This window comes from Paenibacillus ehimensis NBRC 15659 (genome assembly GCF_004000785.1).
Taxonomy (GTDB): Bacteria; Bacillota; Bacilli; order Paenibacillales; family NBRC-103111; genus Paenibacillus_G; species Paenibacillus_G ehimensis.
Genome location: NZ_BILX01000063.1, coordinates 1 through 17,699 on the forward strand (window position 1 = coordinate 1; position 17,699 = coordinate 17,699).

The following is a 17,699-nucleotide window of genomic DNA, read 5'->3' on the forward strand; positions in this document are numbered from 1 at the left end:
GACGCGGCGGCGGGCGCGGCGCGAGGGCGGCGCAATGGCGCTGATACGGGCGCAGCGCGAGGACGCCGGGACGGCGGCGGCAGACAGCGGAAGCGCTGAAACGCTTTCACAAGCATCTTTACCTCGTCTGAGAAACCATGTAAAATAAAGGGTAGACACTCGGCAAGGAACTGCACTTCCCAAATAAAGGAGGGTTTCTATGTACGAACTGAAAGACAAGGAACTCATTTTTGTTTTCACGGGTCCGAATGGAGCCGGTCGCCGGACCGTAGCTCAGATGTCCGGCAGCACGCTCGGCATCAAACAGGTAATTTCGTACACGACCCGCCCTCCCCGCTCTTCAGAGGTAGACGGGCAGGACTACCATTTCGTCACTCGGAAGCAATTTGAGGAAGCCGAAGCAAACCAAGAGTTCATCGAAGTGATCGAATTGGACGGGAACCGGTACGGGGTCAAAGAAGCCGACGTAGCCGACATGGTCCAAAAGCACGGGGCCGTCTACTTGATCTTAAACCGTCAAGGCGCGGAAACCCTGAAGTCCTTATACGGCGATCGAGCCGTGCGCATCTTCATCTACGCCGATCGGGAAACGGTCAAGCGCCGCGAGGTGGAGCGCGGGGATTCTCCCGAGCTGATCGACCGCTATATGTCGCACTACGAGGAAGAAATGGCCTATAAAGACTCCTGTGAGCACACGTTCGAAAATTTGGATCTGGCTCACACCGTCTTTGATCTGACCAAAGCGTTGGACGAGAACTACCTGCACCGCAATTTGCTTGATCTCGATTAAGCGTTACACCCAAGCTTGTACTGACAAGAGACCGGCCTGCTCTTTCGAGAGCGTCGGTCCTTTTTATTCAAACCGGAGGAGAGAAGCCAAACGATGAGCAGACCGGAAACGACAGAATATGGAGCACACTATCAAGAATATATTGCCAAGGTTCCCGACGGGGATATTCGGGAACTACTGCGGACCCAACTGAAAACGACGATCGGGCTGCTTGACTCGTTAACCGAGGAACAAGCTTTGTTTCGTTATGCCGAAGGCAAATGGAGCCTGAAAGAAGTCGTCGGCCACGTTGCGGATACGGAGCGGGTAATGAGCTACCGTTTACTGTGCATCGCACGCGGCGATCAAACCCCGTTCCCGTCCATGGACGAGCATCAATACGTTGCGAGCGCAAATTTTGACGACCTGCCGCTTTCTTTTCTGTTGGAAGAATTCACCGCCGTCCGGCAGGCGACGCTGTCCTTGCTGGCGGGCTTGCGTCCGGAAGCCTGGCTGCGGCAAGGGACGGCCGCCGGCTGCAACACATCCGTGCGGGGGCTGGCCTATATTATCGCAGGGCACGAGCTTCATCACGTTCGAGTCATCCAAGAACGGTATCTCGCGGCGCAGCCATAAATCAAACCGTACGGTAAAACACCATCAATCCAAACAACCAGGCAGACAGGAGGTACGACCAATGCCTATTCTCTCGATCGAACCGACACCCAGCCCGAATACCATGAAAATCAATTTGGATGCTTCCTTGCCCAAAGACGTTCGCGAAACGTTCAACCGTGAGCAAGCCAGCGAACTCGCAGATCCTCAGCTTCGGCAGCTGCTCTCTATTGATGGTGTCAAAAGCTTGTACCGCGCGGCGGATTTTATCGCTCTGGATCGGACAGCCAAGGGCGACTGGCAGCACATTCTCGCCGAAGTCCGGGACATCCTGGGCGTCGCTCCGTCCGGCGCAGCGCAAAATCAGACGGAAGCCGCCTCGCAAAAGCCCGCTACCCCGGACGGTCCGACGGAAGCTACCAACGCGACATTCGGCGAAGTCAAGGTGCTTCTGCAGCATTTTCGCGGCATTCCGCTGCAGGTTCGGGTAACGAATGGCGTGGAAGAACGGCGGGCCGCCCTGCCCCAACGGTTTAGCGACGCCGCCATCCGCGGGGCGGCAGCCGCGCCGAACCTGATCAAAGAGCGTTCCTTGGACGATTGGGATACGCGCTACGGCGAGCTTCAGGACGTCTTGGACGAGGTGGTTCAAGAGCTGGACGCCGCCTACAGCGACGAACAGCTCGAACGGCTGATCGCCCAAGCCGAGCAGGGCCCGGCTCAAGGCGACGTCAAGGAGCTGGCGGCTTCCGGCCGTACGTCGCTGAGCTATGAAGAAACCGAGCGAAAGCTGCAGGACCCCGATTGGAAGCAGCGATATGCCGCTTTGGAGCAGATCAAGCCTTCCGAGGAGACGCTGCCGCTGCTGCTCAAAGGTCTGGAAGACGAACGTTCGACGGTTCGCCGCTTGGCCACCGTCTATTTGGGAGATTTGAAAGAGCCGCATGTTCTTCCCTACCTGTACCGCGCTTTGCGCGATTCTTCCTCCTCCGTCCGACGGACCGCAGGGGATACCTTGTCGGATATCGGCGATCCGGCAGCGCAGGATGCGATGATCGGAGCTTTGCAGGATTCCAACAAGCTCGTACGCTGGCGGGCCGCCCGCTTCCTCTATGAGGTCGGCGACGAAGGAGCGCTAGAAGCCCTGCGGGCAGCCCAGGACGACCCTGAGTTTGAAGTCCGGATGCAGGTGCGCATGGCGCTGGAGCGTATCGAAGGCGGCCAAGCGGCCGTCGGATCGGTCTGGCAGCAGATGGCTAGGCGCAACGAGAATGCATGAACGACAAAAGGCCAAGCCAATGGATAACCGCCAGAGGCTTGGCCTTTTGCCATCTACTTGAATAATACTTACGATCGAATCCATTGCTTGTAGTAGGCGTCAAGCTCAATCGATTGGCCATGACGGAGCCTCGACTCCTCCGCCGCGAACGCCATGAGATGGCTTCTGACGGATGCAGAGGCCGACGTCAGGCTTTCTCCCCCGCCGTAATGGCGCACTTCGTGGAGGAAGCTGCGCATAATTCCGCTGTCGCCGCCTCCGTGACCGCTCGTTTGTTCCGGAATGGCGATCACCGTTTCCTCATGCGTCAAGAAATCCAGCAGCGTGATCCGGCCTTCGCTTCCGCGGAGCTCTCCTCTCGTCCCCATGATCTGCACGATCCGCTCCTGATGCCGCGTGAAGCCGCTCATACTGAAGATCGCGGTGGCTCCGCCCTCGAATTCCATATTGACCACCTGATGATCGACGACATCGTTGTCGCATTTGTACACGCACCGGCCGTAGTTCGTCTCCTTTAGCCCGCGCACAATATTTTCCCGCGTCAGCTCCTCCGCGAAATGCCTGGCCCAGCTTTTGCCTTCGCCCAAATAAAATCTCGGCGCCGAGTAAGGGCAAGTCGGCTCTGCCGGACAGCCGTCGATGCAATAATCGGTTGCCCCTTCGGGAGCATGAGCGGCATGAAAATGCATCAGCGAGCCGTACGAGCTTACGCGCACGCAAGGCTTGTCGACGAGCCAGGACAAAATATCCATGTCGTGACACGACTTGGCCAAAATCATCGGGCTGGACGCCTCGCGATTGCGCCAATTGCCCCGCACGAAGCTATGGGCCATATGCCAGTAGCCGACATTTTCGTTCAATTGGACGGAAGCTACTTCGCCAATACGGCCTTCGCGGATCAGCCGCTTCATCGCCGACCAGAACGGCGTATACCTCAGCACATGGCAGATCGTCAGCAGCCGGTCGTTCTCCCGTGCCGCCTGCTCCATTTCGACGCATTCCCTGGGACTCGGCGACATCGGCTTTTCCAAAAGCACGTGGTACTTGGCCGCCAAAGCCTGCACCGTCGGTTCGTAATGCATCCGGTCCTGCGTGCAGATGATCGCAATATCCGCCAGCCGCGGCACCTCCAGCAGTTGTTCCCATGAAGCATAACATCGCTCAGGGGGAAGTCCGTGCGCTTGCGCAAACTTTTCTCTTCGCAGCGGATTCGATTCGGCCACCGCCACAAACTTCAGCTCATGCGGATAATCCAGCGCGTAGGGCGCGTAGCTGTGCGCCCCTCTCGCGCCTGCGCCGATCAATATCGCAGTAAGTGGTTTCATCTCTATGCCTCCAATTGCATTTCCTGCAATAAAAACACCTTTTTCATCGCGGACAAGCTACTGCCGCTTGACCAGCTTCACGGCCCGCAGCTTCACCGGATCGGCCTGCCATATCTCCGTGAAGCCGGACTTGGGACGGATCAACGCAGAACGAAGCGAAAGCGTGCACGTGCCCGGCCGGTCGAAAACGATCGTTCCCAGATGCGAATGAACCTCAGTGTACGGGTGTTGGCAGGCCGTGGAATTTTTGATCACCCGATCCGGCTTCGGCTGCGCCGTGAACCGACGGCTCCTGGAAGCCGCTTCGATGCCTTCACGAAACGCCTCGTCCCATGAAGCGCCTTCCTTCTGAAAACAAACAAGCTCAAGATCAAAGGTGCCCGGAGCGACGATTTGCAAGCTCCACTCTATCGTTTTCGCGTCCGCATCAATACGGCCGTTTGCCCATTCGAGCTTCACATGGCCGGACGGCTGCTGGCTCAAACGCGTATCGACGGAAAGCTCGCCTTCGATGTCTATGGCGATTACGGTCATGCAGTCATTTGCCGGCTTGTCCGGCAGTCCGACCGTCAGCGTGTGATGATCCATCCCGGCATCATAGCGTTGGGTTGTCTCAAGCGGCGTTCGGCCTGGATCGCTTAGCACGTAAGCTTGTTTGATTTTGTTTTGGAGCCCGTACAAGAGCAGTTCCCCCTGCGGCCAGGCGTCGCTTGTCAGATGCAGGTAGACGCGGCCGGGCTTTACGGTAACGGCGCCCCATTCCATCTCGTACGGAAAAGGACTGGCCGCCGCGCCGTACACCGCCTCCCCATGAACGTTCAGCCAAGCGCCTACCTCGCGCAGCCTTTCGGCGGACAAATCCGGGATATGTCCTTCGGCGTCCGGACCGACATTGAGCAGGAGGTTGCCGCCCTTGCTCACAATATGAACCAGCTTCCGGATGATCGCCTCCGGCTGTTTCCAGACCTGATCCTTCGTGCTGAAGCCCCACGATTGGTTCAACGTCATCGGTGTCTCCCAAGCGCGGGAGTCTTCGCCGTACATCGGAATTTCATTGTCGCCCTTCGACTGGTAGTCACCCATGTCCGGATAATGGCTGACCCGGCTGTTGATCAGGCAGTCCGGCTGGAGGCCTCGAACAAGCCCCACGAGCTCCTCGCTATCCTCCTTCGACAGTCCGCCCGCCGTATCGAACCAGAGCAGCCCGACAGGCCCGTATTGGGTGAGCAGCTCCCGGATTTGAGGCTTGACCAGCCCGTTCCAATACGTCGGAAAATGCTTCGAGTCCGTATCATAATCCCACACATTGTTATATTTGTTGTGTACGGCGTGAGGATGATGCCAGTCAATGACGTGGGAATAATAGAAGCACAGCACAATGCCCTGCTCGCGGCATTCCTCGGCCAGCTCCCGCATCGGGTCGCGCCCGAACGGCGTAGCGTCCGCAATGTTGAACGGCTCCGCCTGCGAACGGAACATGGCGAACCCGTCATGATGCTTCGCTGTGATGACGATATATTTCATGCCTGCCGCTTTGGCCAGCCCTACCCATGACTTGGCGTCGAAGCGAACGGGATGAAACGTCTCCGCGAGCCGCTCGTAATCGCGAACCGGAATGTTCAATTCGTACATGACCCACTCGCCCCGACCCAGAGCCGCATACAAACCCCAGTGGATAAACATGCCGAATTTGGCGTCCTTCCACCATTTGATTTTGTCCTCACCGCTTGTCACCGTCATCGCGCACCTACCTCTCGCTTCTACCAATATAGATTCCAATCTTTCAGCACCCGGACGAGTCCTTCAAAATAGTAATAGTCGCCCCAGATGCAGCATTCGTCGATCCCGTTGCCCAAAGGCTTGCCATAAACCGCATGAAGCAGAATGCCGTTCGAATGCGGAACTCCCGCCGTCGTATACCGCTGTGCCAGCGAGTCCAGCATCCTCAGAGCGGCATTCTCGTATGGCCGCTTGCAGCCGTTAGACAATGGCAGATGCTTCGCCAGTTCGAGCAAGCCGCAAGCGGCGATCGCCGCCGCCGAGCTGTCCCGCTCCTCCGGCCCGTCCGTAAAGATCAGGTCCCAGTAACACACCAAATCGTCGGGAAGACGGTTCAAATAGTAGTTGGCCGTCTTTTGCGCGATAGCGAGATACGAGTCGTCCCGCGTATAGCCGTAGCTGAGCGGAAAACCGTAAATGGCCCATGCCTGCCCGCGCGACCAGCACGAATCGTCGGAGAAGCCCTGCGACGTCTTGCCGTATTTCGGCTGACCCGTATCCACGTCCATGTAGAACGTATGATAGCTTGAAGCATCCTCGCGGATGATATGTGCCGCCGCTTGTGTGGCGTGATTGATGGCAATCCGGCGGTATTCCGGATGGCCCGTCGTCTCCGTTGCCCAGTACAGCAAGGGCAAATTCATAAGGCAATCGATAATCATCCGCCCGCGTTGGTTCGGTTGGTTTAAGTTGCCCCATGCCTGAATAATGCCCGCTTTCTCAAAATAACGCCCGATCAGCAAATCGGCGGCTTGAAGCGCCGTTTCCTTGGCCTGTTCATTGCCGGTCAGTTTGTAGGCCGCCACGCAGGACAGCGAGTACAAAAAGCCGAGGTCGTGCGTCTCCGTTGCGATTTTTCGTTCGACCCGCTCCCGGTAGCTGTCGAGCTGCGCTTCCGCGGCCCGGCGGTAACGGTCGTGACCGGTCATCTCGTAGGCCAGCCACAGCATCCCCGTCCAAAAGGAGGACGTCCACTCGGTATTACCGATTGGCTTATACACATTCCCTTCGCTTGCGGGCGACGGAAAATGCAGCGCGAACGTCCCCAGATTGCGGTCGATTTGCGACAGCACGTATTGTACCGCTCGCTCCCAATCATCCCGCCGCGCGGCGGGCGGTTCCGCGTAGCGATGCCGGGCTTTAAGCCCTTCGTCGACAACTTGTTTCATGACGGCCTCCTCATTCTTCTTGCGTTTCCAACTTAAACCGGCTCATACGGTCCAGAGCATTGCCCCGTCCTGCTCTCCATCCCTTACTTCGAGCAATAGGCCCTCGCTGTCCGACGGATCGCCGATCAGCCTGAGCGAGAGCGGGGCATCCCCTTTCCGGCAAGCCCGGAAGACGGTAACAAACGCCGCCCGGGTGCACGACATCACCCTGCGAATGCAGGCGCTGCGGACTTGAACCGGGGGCATGAACGGCGATTCGGCCAAATAGACGCAGGAGCCCTGCGGCTCGGCCAAGCCGTAAACCTGCAGCCGCTCGTCTTCCCCGCCTTCCCCGTTCCAGCTCCATTCGAGCCTCCAATCGTCCGGCAGCCCATCCAGCCGCCTCACCTGCCGCAAATGCGGGTACCCGTCCGCATCCGACAGCGCCTCCGCCGTAACAGCAGTATACCGAACGGGCGGCGCTTCGACCGGATTCCCCTGCGTATGCATCACCCAGTCCACGGTCGAAGGCTTACTCGCCGTCACCCGGTATACGTCCACCAGGAGCCCCCCGGCCAGCGTCAGCCGCCGGTCCAGCCGGACACCATCGTAAGCGTCCTCCGCTTCGGCTTCGACCCGGATGATGCCGTTCTCGCTTACGGCCTTGCGCAGCCGGCCGCACGCCTCCTGCTGGGAGCGGCCGTTAACCGTCACCGTGTTGTGCGCTATGGTGTGCACGTACCAAGCCTTGTGCAGCTCGTGTCCGTACGGAACCATCCCTGCGTCGGCCAGCCAACTGCGGCCCCTCGCGTAATACAGCAGATTCAGCTTGTCATAATGACCGTGCCAATCGCCATGCTCCCCGTAATCGACGAGAAGCGCCTGTGCCTCTTCGCCTTCGCCGCACCTCACGCTGACCATCCCGGGCTTGCTCAATACCGTAATCGCAGCAGCCTCGCTTGCTGCGCCTGACACCCCCGCGCACCCTTTCACCGGATGCCTTACCTCCTCCGGCAACGACTCCAGCGGCGCACCGAGCAACACGCCGTACAAGGAACCGCGGTCGCTGCTGCGAACAATCGCTTCTCCGATGCCGTAAAACGAATATGCCCATTCGTATAAATGCGCGTAAGAACGAATTTCGACGACCTTGGAATCGTGAAGGGCAGGAAACGTACCGTCCGGCAGCATCGCCTTCAGAGGAATATCAAACATCGCCTGCAGCTTCGGATGCTCGTACAGCTTCTCGCCGAACCCCATGGCGGCCCAAGCGATCGCCGCCTGCGCTTCAAGCGTGTAGAAGTGGTAGCTCCATGCGCCTTCGAACCAGAACCCGTCTTCGCCGACGCCGCTCTCCATCTGGAAATGGAATCCGTTCGCTTCGTCATCCAGTGCCCGCTTTAATAAACCGGGATCAACTAAAGCTTCGGCAATCGCCGCCAGCGCCGCATTGTGATACGTCTGCCAGTTGGAGCGGTCCCGCGGATTCCGGTTGATGACCCGGATTACCGGACGGAACAAATGTTCCTCCACTTCGTCTAGCTCCCCTGCGCTCAGCATAGAAGCATGGCGCAGGATCGTGCACGCTTGGGCTAACGGATAAATCCAGCTGGCTTCGGATAGCGTCTGGTTTTGGACTTTAGCCCCGTACCTGCCGGCCTCCCCGCCAACCTTGCCGAAAATATCGTGGAGCGGGAAACGGTCGTAATGCCGGGCGTAAAACATCAGCACGCTTTTGGCCCACTGCGCGTAGGCGGCTTCGCCAGACGCCGCATACACCACTGCGGCCAGCCGGGCGTCCTGCGCGAAGCGGTTATGCTCCTCGGCCACCGCCGCTTCATCCCACGGGGACCCGCTCCAGATGCTGTGGCAGCAGGGGCATTCGTGATGATGCCGGTCCACGCGCACAAGCGCAGCGCCGTCGTCGGGGCAGATATAACGATGGCTCCAGCCCCCGCCCAGCAGCGGAATGTCCAGAGGCCGGTTCACTTGAGCGCTTAACCGCGCCTTCCACTGCTCCACGCCCCGCTTCACCCAATCGCAATCCCGCATCCGGGTTCGAAGGCGCTGCGTCCATGCCGGCGTCCCTATTCCATCCATCGGTTTCCCTCCTCGAACGCGCTTTTAAAGCGGCAAACCGGAGATCGGCGAGCATCCGTCCCCGGCTTGCCTGACGCCCATACCGCAGCAGACGGCGGGCTTGCTTATTTCTTCTTGCTTTCGTTGTACTGGTCCATGTACTCTTTCATGATCTGCGCGCCCAAGCCTTTGCTCCAAGCCTCGACTTCCGCCTGCACGGCTTCCCAATTGCCGGTCCCCATCACATAGTTGACCGCGGCGGCCGAGAGCTTTTTCTGATGATCCGGATTTTTACTGGCCGTTTCGGAGACGAAGGCGATGAACGGGTTCGGCACGCCGACCTGATCGAAGCCGTCCAGTACTTCTTTTTGCGCCTTCTTGATCTCCGGAACCTGGGAATCCGCATAAATGTATTTGTCGTATGCGTTTTGCAGCACAAGCAGCAATGGTTTTTCCTTATCGTAAAGCTTCTTCTGTTCCTCGGTGCGTTCCACGGCGCCCGACTCTTTGTCGTACTTGGTGTAGTGCACGCCCGGTATGCCCGCCTTCGCCATCTCCGTACCTTCATCGGAAGCGGTCCAATTGAGAAACTCGACGATTTTCTTCACTTTATCCTTTGCGACGCTCGTCGGAACGACCCAGATGCCGTAATAGCCTTCGATCATCTGCACGCCCTTCTTGCCGCCCGGTCCCTCCAGATACGGCACCCCAACCAGCTCCGCTTTCGGATCGGTCTTTCGCATCACCGCCAGGTTGTTCTCGTTCATCATGCTGACGTTGTCGACCATCGCGCCGGCGACGCCGGACTTGAACTTGTCCTTCACCTGCCCGGTCTTGAGCACCGGGGCGTCCTTATCGATCAGCCCGGAGGTGTATGCCATGCGAAGCCAATCGAGATAAGCCTTGTATTCCGGCGTTTGGAAATAAGCCACCGGCTTGTCGCCTTCGATTTTGTACGAGTACGGAAGGCCGAAGGCAAAAGCGACCGGATTCGCCGAACCGAACCAAGGCGTCGTGAACGGACCTGCGATCATCGGGACCGTTTTGCCGCCCCCGGCCGGGTCTTTCTCCTTGAACACCTTGAGCACGTTCGTCAGCTCGTCAACGGTTTTGGGCACCGGCAAATTGTATTTGTCCAGCCAATCCTTGCGGAGGAAAAAGTTCGCATTGCCCCCGCCGTGCGTGCTGCGCGGTCTCGGAATGCCGAAAATCTCATTTTTTACCGTCGTGTTGTCCCACGTATACTGAGGGATCTTTTGCAGATTCGGCATATCCTTCACCAGCGCCGTCAAGTTGTGGAACGCTCCCTGCTTGACGAGCTTCGTGTATTTCTCGTCCTTGCCGTCCGTCAGCAAAATGAGGTCGTACTGGCTTCCCGAGGCGATGGCAATGTTCACTTTATCCGGATACACGTCGCCCGGCACGAATTCGAGATTCAGCTTAACGTTGGCTTTCTTTTCGATCTCCTTGAGCGCCTGGCTGTTCTCAAGCACGGGCGGCTCCCCGGCGGACAGCACCGCGAGCGCCTTGATCGTCGTCGGTTCGTTCGAACCCGCTGCAGGCTTGCCGGCTTCTTTCGTTCCGGCGCCAGTCGCACAGCCCACGAGGCTGCCCAGAGTCAGAATGGTGACGCATGTCCCTGCGAGCCATTGTTTCGTTTTCATCGTAGAAAACCCCTCTCATCGTCTTGGTAAAATTACTCTTTGATCGAACCGAGCATGGCGCCTTTGGCAAAATGCTTTTGCAGGAAAGGATAGACAACGACGATCGGAATCATCGCTACGATAATGGCCGCCATCTTCACATTGTCGCCGACCTTGCTGGCCAGCTCAAAATCCAGATTGTTCTCGGAAGCGATGTTGGCTTCACCCGCAACGACCATCAGGCGCAGCAGCACTTGAATCGGCCATTTGGCGTTGTCGCTCAAATAAATGATCGCCCCGAAAAATTCGTTCCAGTGCGCGACCATAAAGAACAGCGAAAAGGTTGCGATGATCGGCATCGAAAGCGGGATGACCACGGAGAGCAGAATGCGCGGTTCTCCCGCCCCGTCAATGCGGGCGGCTTCGTCCAAACTCTCCGGCAGGCTTTGAAAAAACGTCTTCATGACCAGCACGGTAAAAGCATTCGTCGCGCCCGGCAAAATCAAGGCCCAATAGCTGTCCAGCAGGCCAAGCGATTTGATCAGCAAATATTTCGGAATGAGTCCGCCGCTGAACACCATCGTAAAAAGCATCAGCAGCAGCAGCAGCTTGCGGCCGGGCAGCGTTTTTTTGGACAGCGCGTAGGCCAGCGTAATCGATACGAGCAGGTTAACGGCCGTCCCGACCACCGTAATGTAGACCGTATTGCCGATGCTCCGCACGAAACGGTCGGTCGAGAACAAGTACCGGTACGCCTCGAAATTCAGCTGCTCCGGGATCAAATAAAACCGGCCGCCAAGCGATTCGCTGACCGGACTGAGCGAGACGGTCAGCATGTACCAGAACGGGATGACGACAGCCAAGCACAGCACAAGCAGAAACAACATATTGACGGCATCAAAGACGGAAATACGCCGCAGCCTCATTCCCATGGTTCCCCTCCCTCCTAGAATAGGCCTTCTTCTTTAAACAGCTTGGATATGAAGTTCGCCGTCAGCATCAGAATGAGTCCGACAACCGAATTGAACAGGCCGACGGCGATGCTGAAGCTGAATTCGAACCGCTGCAGCCCCACCTTGTACACATACAGATCGAATACGTTCGATACCTCGTCGTTGAAATTGTTCCACATGAGGAACACCTGCATAAAGTTCGAGTCCAGGATCGAGCCGAGCCGTAGAATCAACAGCACAATGATCGTGCTTCGAATCCCGGGAAGCGTAATATGCCAGATCCGGTGCCAGCGGTTCGCGCCGTCGACCGTCGCCGCTTCGTACTGCTCGGGGTTAATTCCTGCAAGCGCTGCCATAAAAATGATCGTGCCCCACCCGGCATCCTTCCAGATTTGCTGCAGGACGACCAAGGGACGGAACCATTCGCTGCTCATCAGGAACGGAACGTTCTGATCAAGCCATTGCCCCAAATAATGGTTGATCACGCCCGACGGCCCGAAAAAGATGAACGTAATGCCCACGATGATGACCCAGGATACAAAGTGCGGAAGATACACGACCGTTTGAACGAGCCGCTTGTACAAGCTGAAGCGAACCTCGTTAAGCAGAAGAGACAATACGATCGTAAAGGGGAAGAAAAAAATCAGGTTGTAGAAGCTGAGCAGCAGCGTGTTTTTTAATAATTGAAAGAACGTCGGCTCCGAGAAAAATTGCCGGAAATGCTCGAAGCCTACCCACTCGCTGCCCAGCACGCCCCGGTACGGGCTGTAATCCTGAAACGCCAGCAGCACGCCCCACATCGGCACATAATGAAAAATGATAAAGTACGCCATGCCCGGGGCCGCCAGCATATAAAACCAGAGGTGCTTTCGAAACGCCTGCTTTCTGAATAAAGACGCTTTCCTGACGGACAGCCGCTTGTCCGGCACCGCATGCTCCATATCCGAACCTCCTTCACATGTCTGATGTTGTAGCTCGACTATAGCCGCTCTCCGAAAGCCGTAGCAACAGTAAACTTTTACGGCAGGTGGACTTTTTCGCCCGAAAAAAAAGTGCAGTCAGCTGCAAAATAGTGCACATCCTGTCGGATCAACGCAAAAAAACCGCAAAGCGGCTAAGCTTCGCGGGTATCGCTCCGGAACATTTCGCGGTACCGGGTCGGCGTCACTCCTTCGTGCTTTTTGAACACGCGGTAGTAATACGATGGCTGGTAGCCGACGCGATAGGCGATGTCATTCACTTTTTCGTTCGAATAAAGCAGCAGCTCCTTGGACTTATCCAGACGCAGCTTGGTCAAATAATCGATAAAATTGACGCCTGTCGTTTCCTTGAACCCGGCGCTGAGCTTGGACAAGCTGATGCCGTACCGGTCAGAGTACGTCTCCAGCGAAATATCAAGCGCGTATTCTTCCGTCAGAGACTGCTTCACTTTTTCTACCGTTTCCTGCATGAGCCGGTCTTGGGTATCGTTCAGCGTGTTCGCCATTGCGCTCATGTAAGCGCTTAGCTTCGCATGAAACCAGGAAGCCATCTCGTCGGGCTCGCGCAGACGGTTCAATTGCTCGTACAAGTCGACATTCGGGTACAGGAGCTGCGGACTGAAGCCCGACAGCAGCATATGGTGCAGCAGCGTTCCGAGCAGCTGATTCATGCCCTGCCGGACCTGCATCTCGGTCTGACCATGCTCCGTCAGCTCCTTCATAAACGTCTCCAGCGCGCCCGTGACCGCTTCCCGGTCGCCAGAGCGCATATGCGGATCATCTCCTTCTCCGCGGAGAAGGGGTACAGAATCGGGGCGTCATGGACCACCAAGCTTTCCAAATCCAGAATCTGATTCATTTCGTTCAAATTCCGGTAGCCGAACGAGCGAAGGACCTGTTCGTAGACCCGCGGCAGCTCGGACAGCAGCTCCGTTTCCTTCGCCAAGCCGATCAACAGATTCATATGCAGAATGGCATGCAGCGAGTGAATCAGCTCTTCGCTGAACGCATGCAGCTGCTTCCGCATGCCGCCCATGTCCTCATCCTTCGGCACGAGCAGCAGCAGACTGACGGACAGCTCCTGCTCGTTCACGACGCCGAACTGCTCAAACCGCTTCTCCGACAGCTCCCCGATCACATTAGCGGCGGCAAACGTCACGAGCTGCTCGTCGCCTTCGCCGAACCGGCCCTGCAATTTGGAGAAGCCGAGCAGCCGGACATTCATAAGCACGAACGTGCTGCCGCCGGGCTCCCACCCGTACTGCTCCATCCGGTGCCGCAGCTCCTCCTCGTTCAGATGGGACAAGTGGTCGTTCATGAGCTGGAACAAGAATAATTCCCTAAGTGTAAGCAGATGCTGCTCGACCCGTTCGTGAAGCTGCTTGCTCTGGCTGTTCAAGTGAAGCCACTGCCGTTCGATGAGCTCCAGCTCGTCCTGCGCCTTCAAGTCGCCCAAGCCGTGCTTGTCCGACCGGAACAGCTGGACCACCCGAGCAATAGGCCGGACCAGCCTTCGCGAAGCGATCCACGACATCAAGGCCGCGACGGCGATCCCGAGCCCTCCCATCGCCAGTAGCGCCCGGGAGGTGTTGACGACGGGCTGCGTCAGCTTGGAAACCGGAGTGGCCGAGACGTACTGCCAGCCATGCTTCTCCAGCGAACCGAACGAAACGGCGTATCTCTCCCCGTTCCACTCCCGGAAAAACGAGCCCGACTTCGCCTGAGCCGACTCCTTCGCCACTTCGTCGCGAAGAAAATATTCGAACCGGTGCTTGTCCGGTTCCTTGGTTACGTTCATATCGAGCCAGTCCCCGTTCGACTTCAGCAGAAAAGCCGCTCCCTGCAGCTCCCCGTCCATTTGCAGCAGCCGATTAACCTCCGCCGCATTGAACTGGACGAGCAGATATCCGAAGGGAGAATGGTCCGGAATCGTCTGCACGAGCGCCAGCGACCCTTGCGAGAAGGTCCAGTACTGCTCCATTTCTTTCAGGAATAACGAACGGAAAAATTCATTTTCTTCCGGATTGTCGATCGGTATCGCCACTTTACTGTTCAGCGCCGAGACGTACAAGGACGAATCGGGCAGAAACAGGCGCACTTCGCGGATTAGCGGACTGGAGTTGCTCATGACCAGCAGCGTCCGGGCCAGCTTCTGTGTGAACACAATCTCCTGCTGGAACGATTCGAGTGTCATATCGCCGAGCGGAGGCTGCAGCATCGGATTGTACTTCCACATCGTCACCATCTTTTCGAGCTGGCTCAATTGGTCGTTCATCCGCAGCACCATCTGCTCCAGCCGGACCTCGTGCGTCCGGTTCACTTCCTGCTCGATTTGCCGGACACCGACGTAATAAGTCAGGAACGCCAGAAGCGCGGTCGGCACGCTGGCGACCAGCAGGACGAAAACGAGGCTTTTGCGGTAAAAGGCGTTTTTCGGGTTCATGAAATAGTTGAGCATGGCTGCACCTCGGTCGCGTTTCTACCTCCAACATAACGGGCAATGCCTTCCGAAGTCAAGAATGCGTTTTCATTTCAGGGTTTACGCGGGGTGGGCGCTGCTTCCCCGGGTGGCGCCTGCGCGCTGAACGCGTGGACTCGCCCCCGGCTTTCAAACGCCTCCCGCCCCGCCTGGCTACTGCCGCAGCGTCTCCCCGTGATGCAGCACCCGCAGCCGCTCCGGCTCAAGCTGCCGCCGAGTCCATTCCGCGAGCAGACGGTCGAGCGCCTCGCGCGGCGTATCGTCCGCGAGGCGGAACGCGCCGTAATGCATCGGCACGAACAGCTCGGCCCCGCAGTCGAGGAACGCCTGAACCGCCTGTTCGGGGCTCACGTGCTGCTGGGACATAAACCATTCCGGCTCGTAAGCGCCGATCGGCATCAGCGCCCACTTGATCGGGAAGCGGTCGCCGATCAGCTTGAAGCCCGGGAAATAGCCGCTATCCCCGGCAAAATAGATCGCGTGCCGCTTCCCGCCGTGGTTCGTCGGCCGAACGATCCAGCCGCCCCAGTGCGACGTATTCATATCGAACAGCGTGCGGCGCGTCCAATGCTGCGCGGGAACAAAATGCAGCTCCAGCGAACCGAACCGGAGCTCCTCCCACCAGTTGGCCTCGGTCACATGCGCGAACCCGCAGGAGCGCAGCTTGGCCCCCAGCCCGGCCGGGACAAAAAGCTCCATTCCGGCGTTGGCCCGGGCAAGCTGCCGCAGCGTCGGCAGGTGCATGTGGTCGTAATGGCTGTGCGACAGCAGCACCGCGTCGATCGGCGGAAGCTCCTCCAAGCGCAAGCCAGGCGGCGCAAGACGCTTCTCCAGCCCCATCCGTTCCGCCCATACCGGATCGGTGATCAGGTTTCGGCCCCCCATCTGCAGCAAAAACGTCGAGTGCCCGATCCAAGTCACCGTCGTCTGCGTCCGGTTGCTGCGCAAGTAATCGAGCTGCCGCTCTTCGGCCTGCGGCACGCGGTAGGACAAATCTTTAATTTTCGCTTTGCGCTCCTTGCGCCATTGGCGCAGATGGGCCAGCTTTTTATGGTTTTGACTGCCGTCCAAATTTTCATACCGCCGACGAGTGATCACGTGCCGTCCTCTCCCTTTTTCCCAGCCTTAGCTGCTCTTTTATCCAAACTATACCTTACTCCCCCCATTCATCTCAATTTCTCCTGCGTGCTCTCTTGATCTTAATCATGGTATAATGGGTTCCACTAAGTTTGGCAGGAGGCAACGGACGGATGGAACGGAAACGGGTTCTTATTTTCTCAGGGGGCCGGCTGGGGGGCTGGGCGTTGCGCGAAATCCGCACAGGCGATGTGCTCGTCGGGGCGGACCGCGGGGCGCTCTTTCTGGTGCGGCACGGGTACCGGCCGGATATCGCGCTCGGGGATTTCGACTCCGTCAGCCCGGGGGAACTTGAGGAAGTACGCCGGGCCAGCCGCGAGTTCGTCGCCTGCGATCCGGTGTGGAAAGACTTGACCGACACGGAGATGGCCTTCACCTGGGCGCTCGAACAAAACGCCGAGGAGATCGTGCTGCTGGGCGTGCTTGGCACCCGATGGGACCATTCGCTCGCGAACGTCCATCTGCTGCGCAAGGCCCTGGCCGCAGGCATCCGCTGCCGGATCGCCGACGCTTGCAACGAGCTGATGCTGATGGACGGCAATGCCCCGCTAACGGTCGGCCGGAGCCGGTTCACTCACGTGTCGCTGCTTCCGCTGAGCATCGAGGTGACGGGAATTACGCTCGAAGGGTTCCAGTACCCGCTGCACGAGGCGACGCTGACGATCGGGCAATCGCTCGGCATCAGCAACGTGCTGCTTGGCGAAGCCGGGCACATCTGCATCCGGGACGGCCTGCTGCTCGTCATTCAGAGCCGGGATGAAGAGGAAACGGCTCCGGAGTAAGCATGCGGACAGGATTTCTCGCTTTTAAGTTAGCAGAAAGTCCTCCAAATATTTTTCAATCTGTTCGATAGAAGCTATGGAAAATTTTTTATTTTTATAATGGATCAACCCCTCATGGATGCACTGAGCGATGGAACGGTTTAAGCTTCGAATGGGCGCGCATACCTCACTGGACAGCATTTGCTTGGTAAGGCTGTCCAAATCGCCAATTTTATAATGATGAAGCACACTAAATAGAATCCGGTCTTTCAAGGTCAGCAGCGATAGCTTCGCCGCGGTATCCGTGCTCAGCATTAATTTGGAGGCCAGCTGCTTCACAAGATATAGATTAAAATCAAAATCGAGCTTCATCCATTCATACACCATGGTTTTATAGAGAGCTATCGATTCGCAGTGTTGTTTGGCAATCACGCCGAGCGTTTTCATTTGGTCGTTAAAAATCTCGATCTCTCCGAAGCAGCTGTACGCTTCGTAAATATATACGGAAAGCATCGCTCCCGTGTAGCTTTGTCTGTACACTTCCGCTTGACCCGCCGTTAAAATGTAAAGATAATGATTTTCCTCATGCGGCCGAAGGATCAGGCTGCCTTTTTTATGCGTTCTATACCTGAATTCTTTTCGAATCTGCTCTGGCGCAGCGTCTATAATCTCCTTGAAATCCATGCGCTCTCCTTTTGGTCATTTGACCTATTTTCATGACCGTTGGATTTATATAATAAGGCCACACCAAC

At 57.4% G+C, this 17,699-nt stretch carries 15 protein-coding genes; 4 read left to right on the top strand and 11 right to left on the bottom strand.

What is annotated here, in order from left to right:
* Positions 1 to 199: 199 nt before the first annotated feature.
* The 3 genes from PEH01S_RS26140 (at position 200) to PEH01S_RS26150 (ending at position 2,663) form a co-directional block, all read left to right on the top strand.
* Positions 200 to 790 (top strand): guanylate kinase, encoded by a 591-nt coding sequence (locus PEH01S_RS26140; protein WP_025844859.1) that lies wholly within the window; start codon positions 200 to 202, stop codon positions 788 to 790.
* Between the two features lie 93 nt (positions 791 to 883).
* Positions 884 to 1,405, top strand: coding sequence for a DinB family protein (locus tag PEH01S_RS26145; protein WP_025844860.1), 522 nt, complete (start codon positions 884 to 886; stop codon positions 1,403 to 1,405).
* Between the two features lie 61 nt (positions 1,406 to 1,466).
* Positions 1,467 to 2,663: a virulence factor gene (locus PEH01S_RS26150; protein ID WP_127488982.1), complete on the top strand. Its 1,197-nt coding sequence runs from the start codon at positions 1,467 to 1,469 to the stop codon at positions 2,661 to 2,663.
* A 68-nt stretch (positions 2,664 to 2,731) separates the two neighbouring features.
* On the opposite strand, the gene PEH01S_RS26155 is transcribed toward PEH01S_RS26150, so the two are convergent.
* The 10 genes from PEH01S_RS26155 to PEH01S_RS26200 all read right to left on the bottom strand — a co-directional run bounded on the left by PEH01S_RS26155 (position 2,732) and on the right by PEH01S_RS26200 (position 16,147).
* Complete coding sequence (locus PEH01S_RS26155) at positions 2,732 to 3,988, bottom strand: Gfo/Idh/MocA family protein (RefSeq protein WP_127488984.1); 1,257 nt, start codon at positions 3,986 to 3,988, stop codon at positions 2,732 to 2,734.
* 57 nt (positions 3,989 to 4,045) lie between these two features.
* Positions 4,046 to 5,728, bottom strand: a complete 1,683-nt coding sequence (locus tag PEH01S_RS26160; protein ID WP_127488986.1) for an alpha-L-fucosidase — start codon at positions 5,726 to 5,728, stop codon at positions 4,046 to 4,048.
* Between the two features lie 20 nt (positions 5,729 to 5,748).
* Entirely contained in the window at positions 5,749 to 6,936 is a 1,188-nt protein-coding gene (locus tag PEH01S_RS26165; protein WP_025844867.1) for a glycoside hydrolase family 88 protein, read from the bottom strand.
* A 42-nt stretch (positions 6,937 to 6,978) separates the two neighbouring features.
* Complete coding sequence (locus PEH01S_RS26170) at positions 6,979 to 9,015, bottom strand: heparinase II/III domain-containing protein (RefSeq protein WP_127488988.1); 2,037 nt, start codon at positions 9,013 to 9,015, stop codon at positions 6,979 to 6,981.
* A 104-nt stretch (positions 9,016 to 9,119) separates the two neighbouring features.
* Positions 9,120 to 10,658, bottom strand: a complete 1,539-nt coding sequence (locus tag PEH01S_RS26175; RefSeq protein WP_127488990.1) for an extracellular solute-binding protein — start codon at positions 10,656 to 10,658, stop codon at positions 9,120 to 9,122.
* A gap of 32 nt (positions 10,659 to 10,690) precedes the next feature.
* On the bottom strand, positions 10,691 to 11,569 hold the full coding sequence (locus PEH01S_RS26180) for a carbohydrate ABC transporter permease (protein ID WP_127488992.1): 879 nt from the start codon (positions 11,567 to 11,569) through the stop codon (positions 10,691 to 10,693).
* A gap of 14 nt (positions 11,570 to 11,583) precedes the next feature.
* Positions 11,584 to 12,531: an ABC transporter permease gene (locus tag PEH01S_RS26185; protein WP_127488994.1), complete on the bottom strand. Its 948-nt coding sequence runs from the start codon at positions 12,529 to 12,531 to the stop codon at positions 11,584 to 11,586.
* A 173-nt stretch (positions 12,532 to 12,704) separates the two neighbouring features.
* Positions 12,705 to 13,340: a helix-turn-helix domain-containing protein gene (locus PEH01S_RS26190; protein WP_127488996.1), complete on the bottom strand. Its 636-nt coding sequence runs from the start codon at positions 13,338 to 13,340 to the stop codon at positions 12,705 to 12,707.
* Entirely contained in the window at positions 13,289 to 15,028 is a 1,740-nt protein-coding gene (locus PEH01S_RS26195; RefSeq protein WP_127488998.1) for a HAMP domain-containing protein, read from the bottom strand. Before PEH01S_RS26195 ends, PEH01S_RS26190 begins: the two co-directional genes overlap by 52 nt.
* Positions 15,029 to 15,202: 174 nt before the next feature.
* Positions 15,203 to 16,147: an MBL fold metallo-hydrolase gene (locus PEH01S_RS26200; RefSeq protein WP_084159387.1), complete on the bottom strand. Its 945-nt coding sequence runs from the start codon at positions 16,145 to 16,147 to the stop codon at positions 15,203 to 15,205.
* Between the two features lie 152 nt (positions 16,148 to 16,299).
* Between PEH01S_RS26200 and PEH01S_RS26205 the strand changes: the two genes are divergently transcribed.
* A complete protein-coding gene (locus PEH01S_RS26205) occupies positions 16,300 to 16,968 on the top strand; it encodes a thiamine diphosphokinase (RefSeq protein WP_127489000.1) in 669 nt (222 codons plus the stop codon).
* A 24-nt stretch (positions 16,969 to 16,992) separates the two neighbouring features.
* Here PEH01S_RS26205 and PEH01S_RS26210 read toward each other — a convergent pair whose 3' ends face one another.
* Positions 16,993 to 17,631, bottom strand: a complete 639-nt coding sequence (locus PEH01S_RS26210) for a Crp/Fnr family transcriptional regulator (RefSeq protein ID WP_127489002.1) — start codon at positions 17,629 to 17,631, stop codon at positions 16,993 to 16,995.
* Between the last annotated feature and the right edge of the window lie 68 nt (positions 17,632 to 17,699).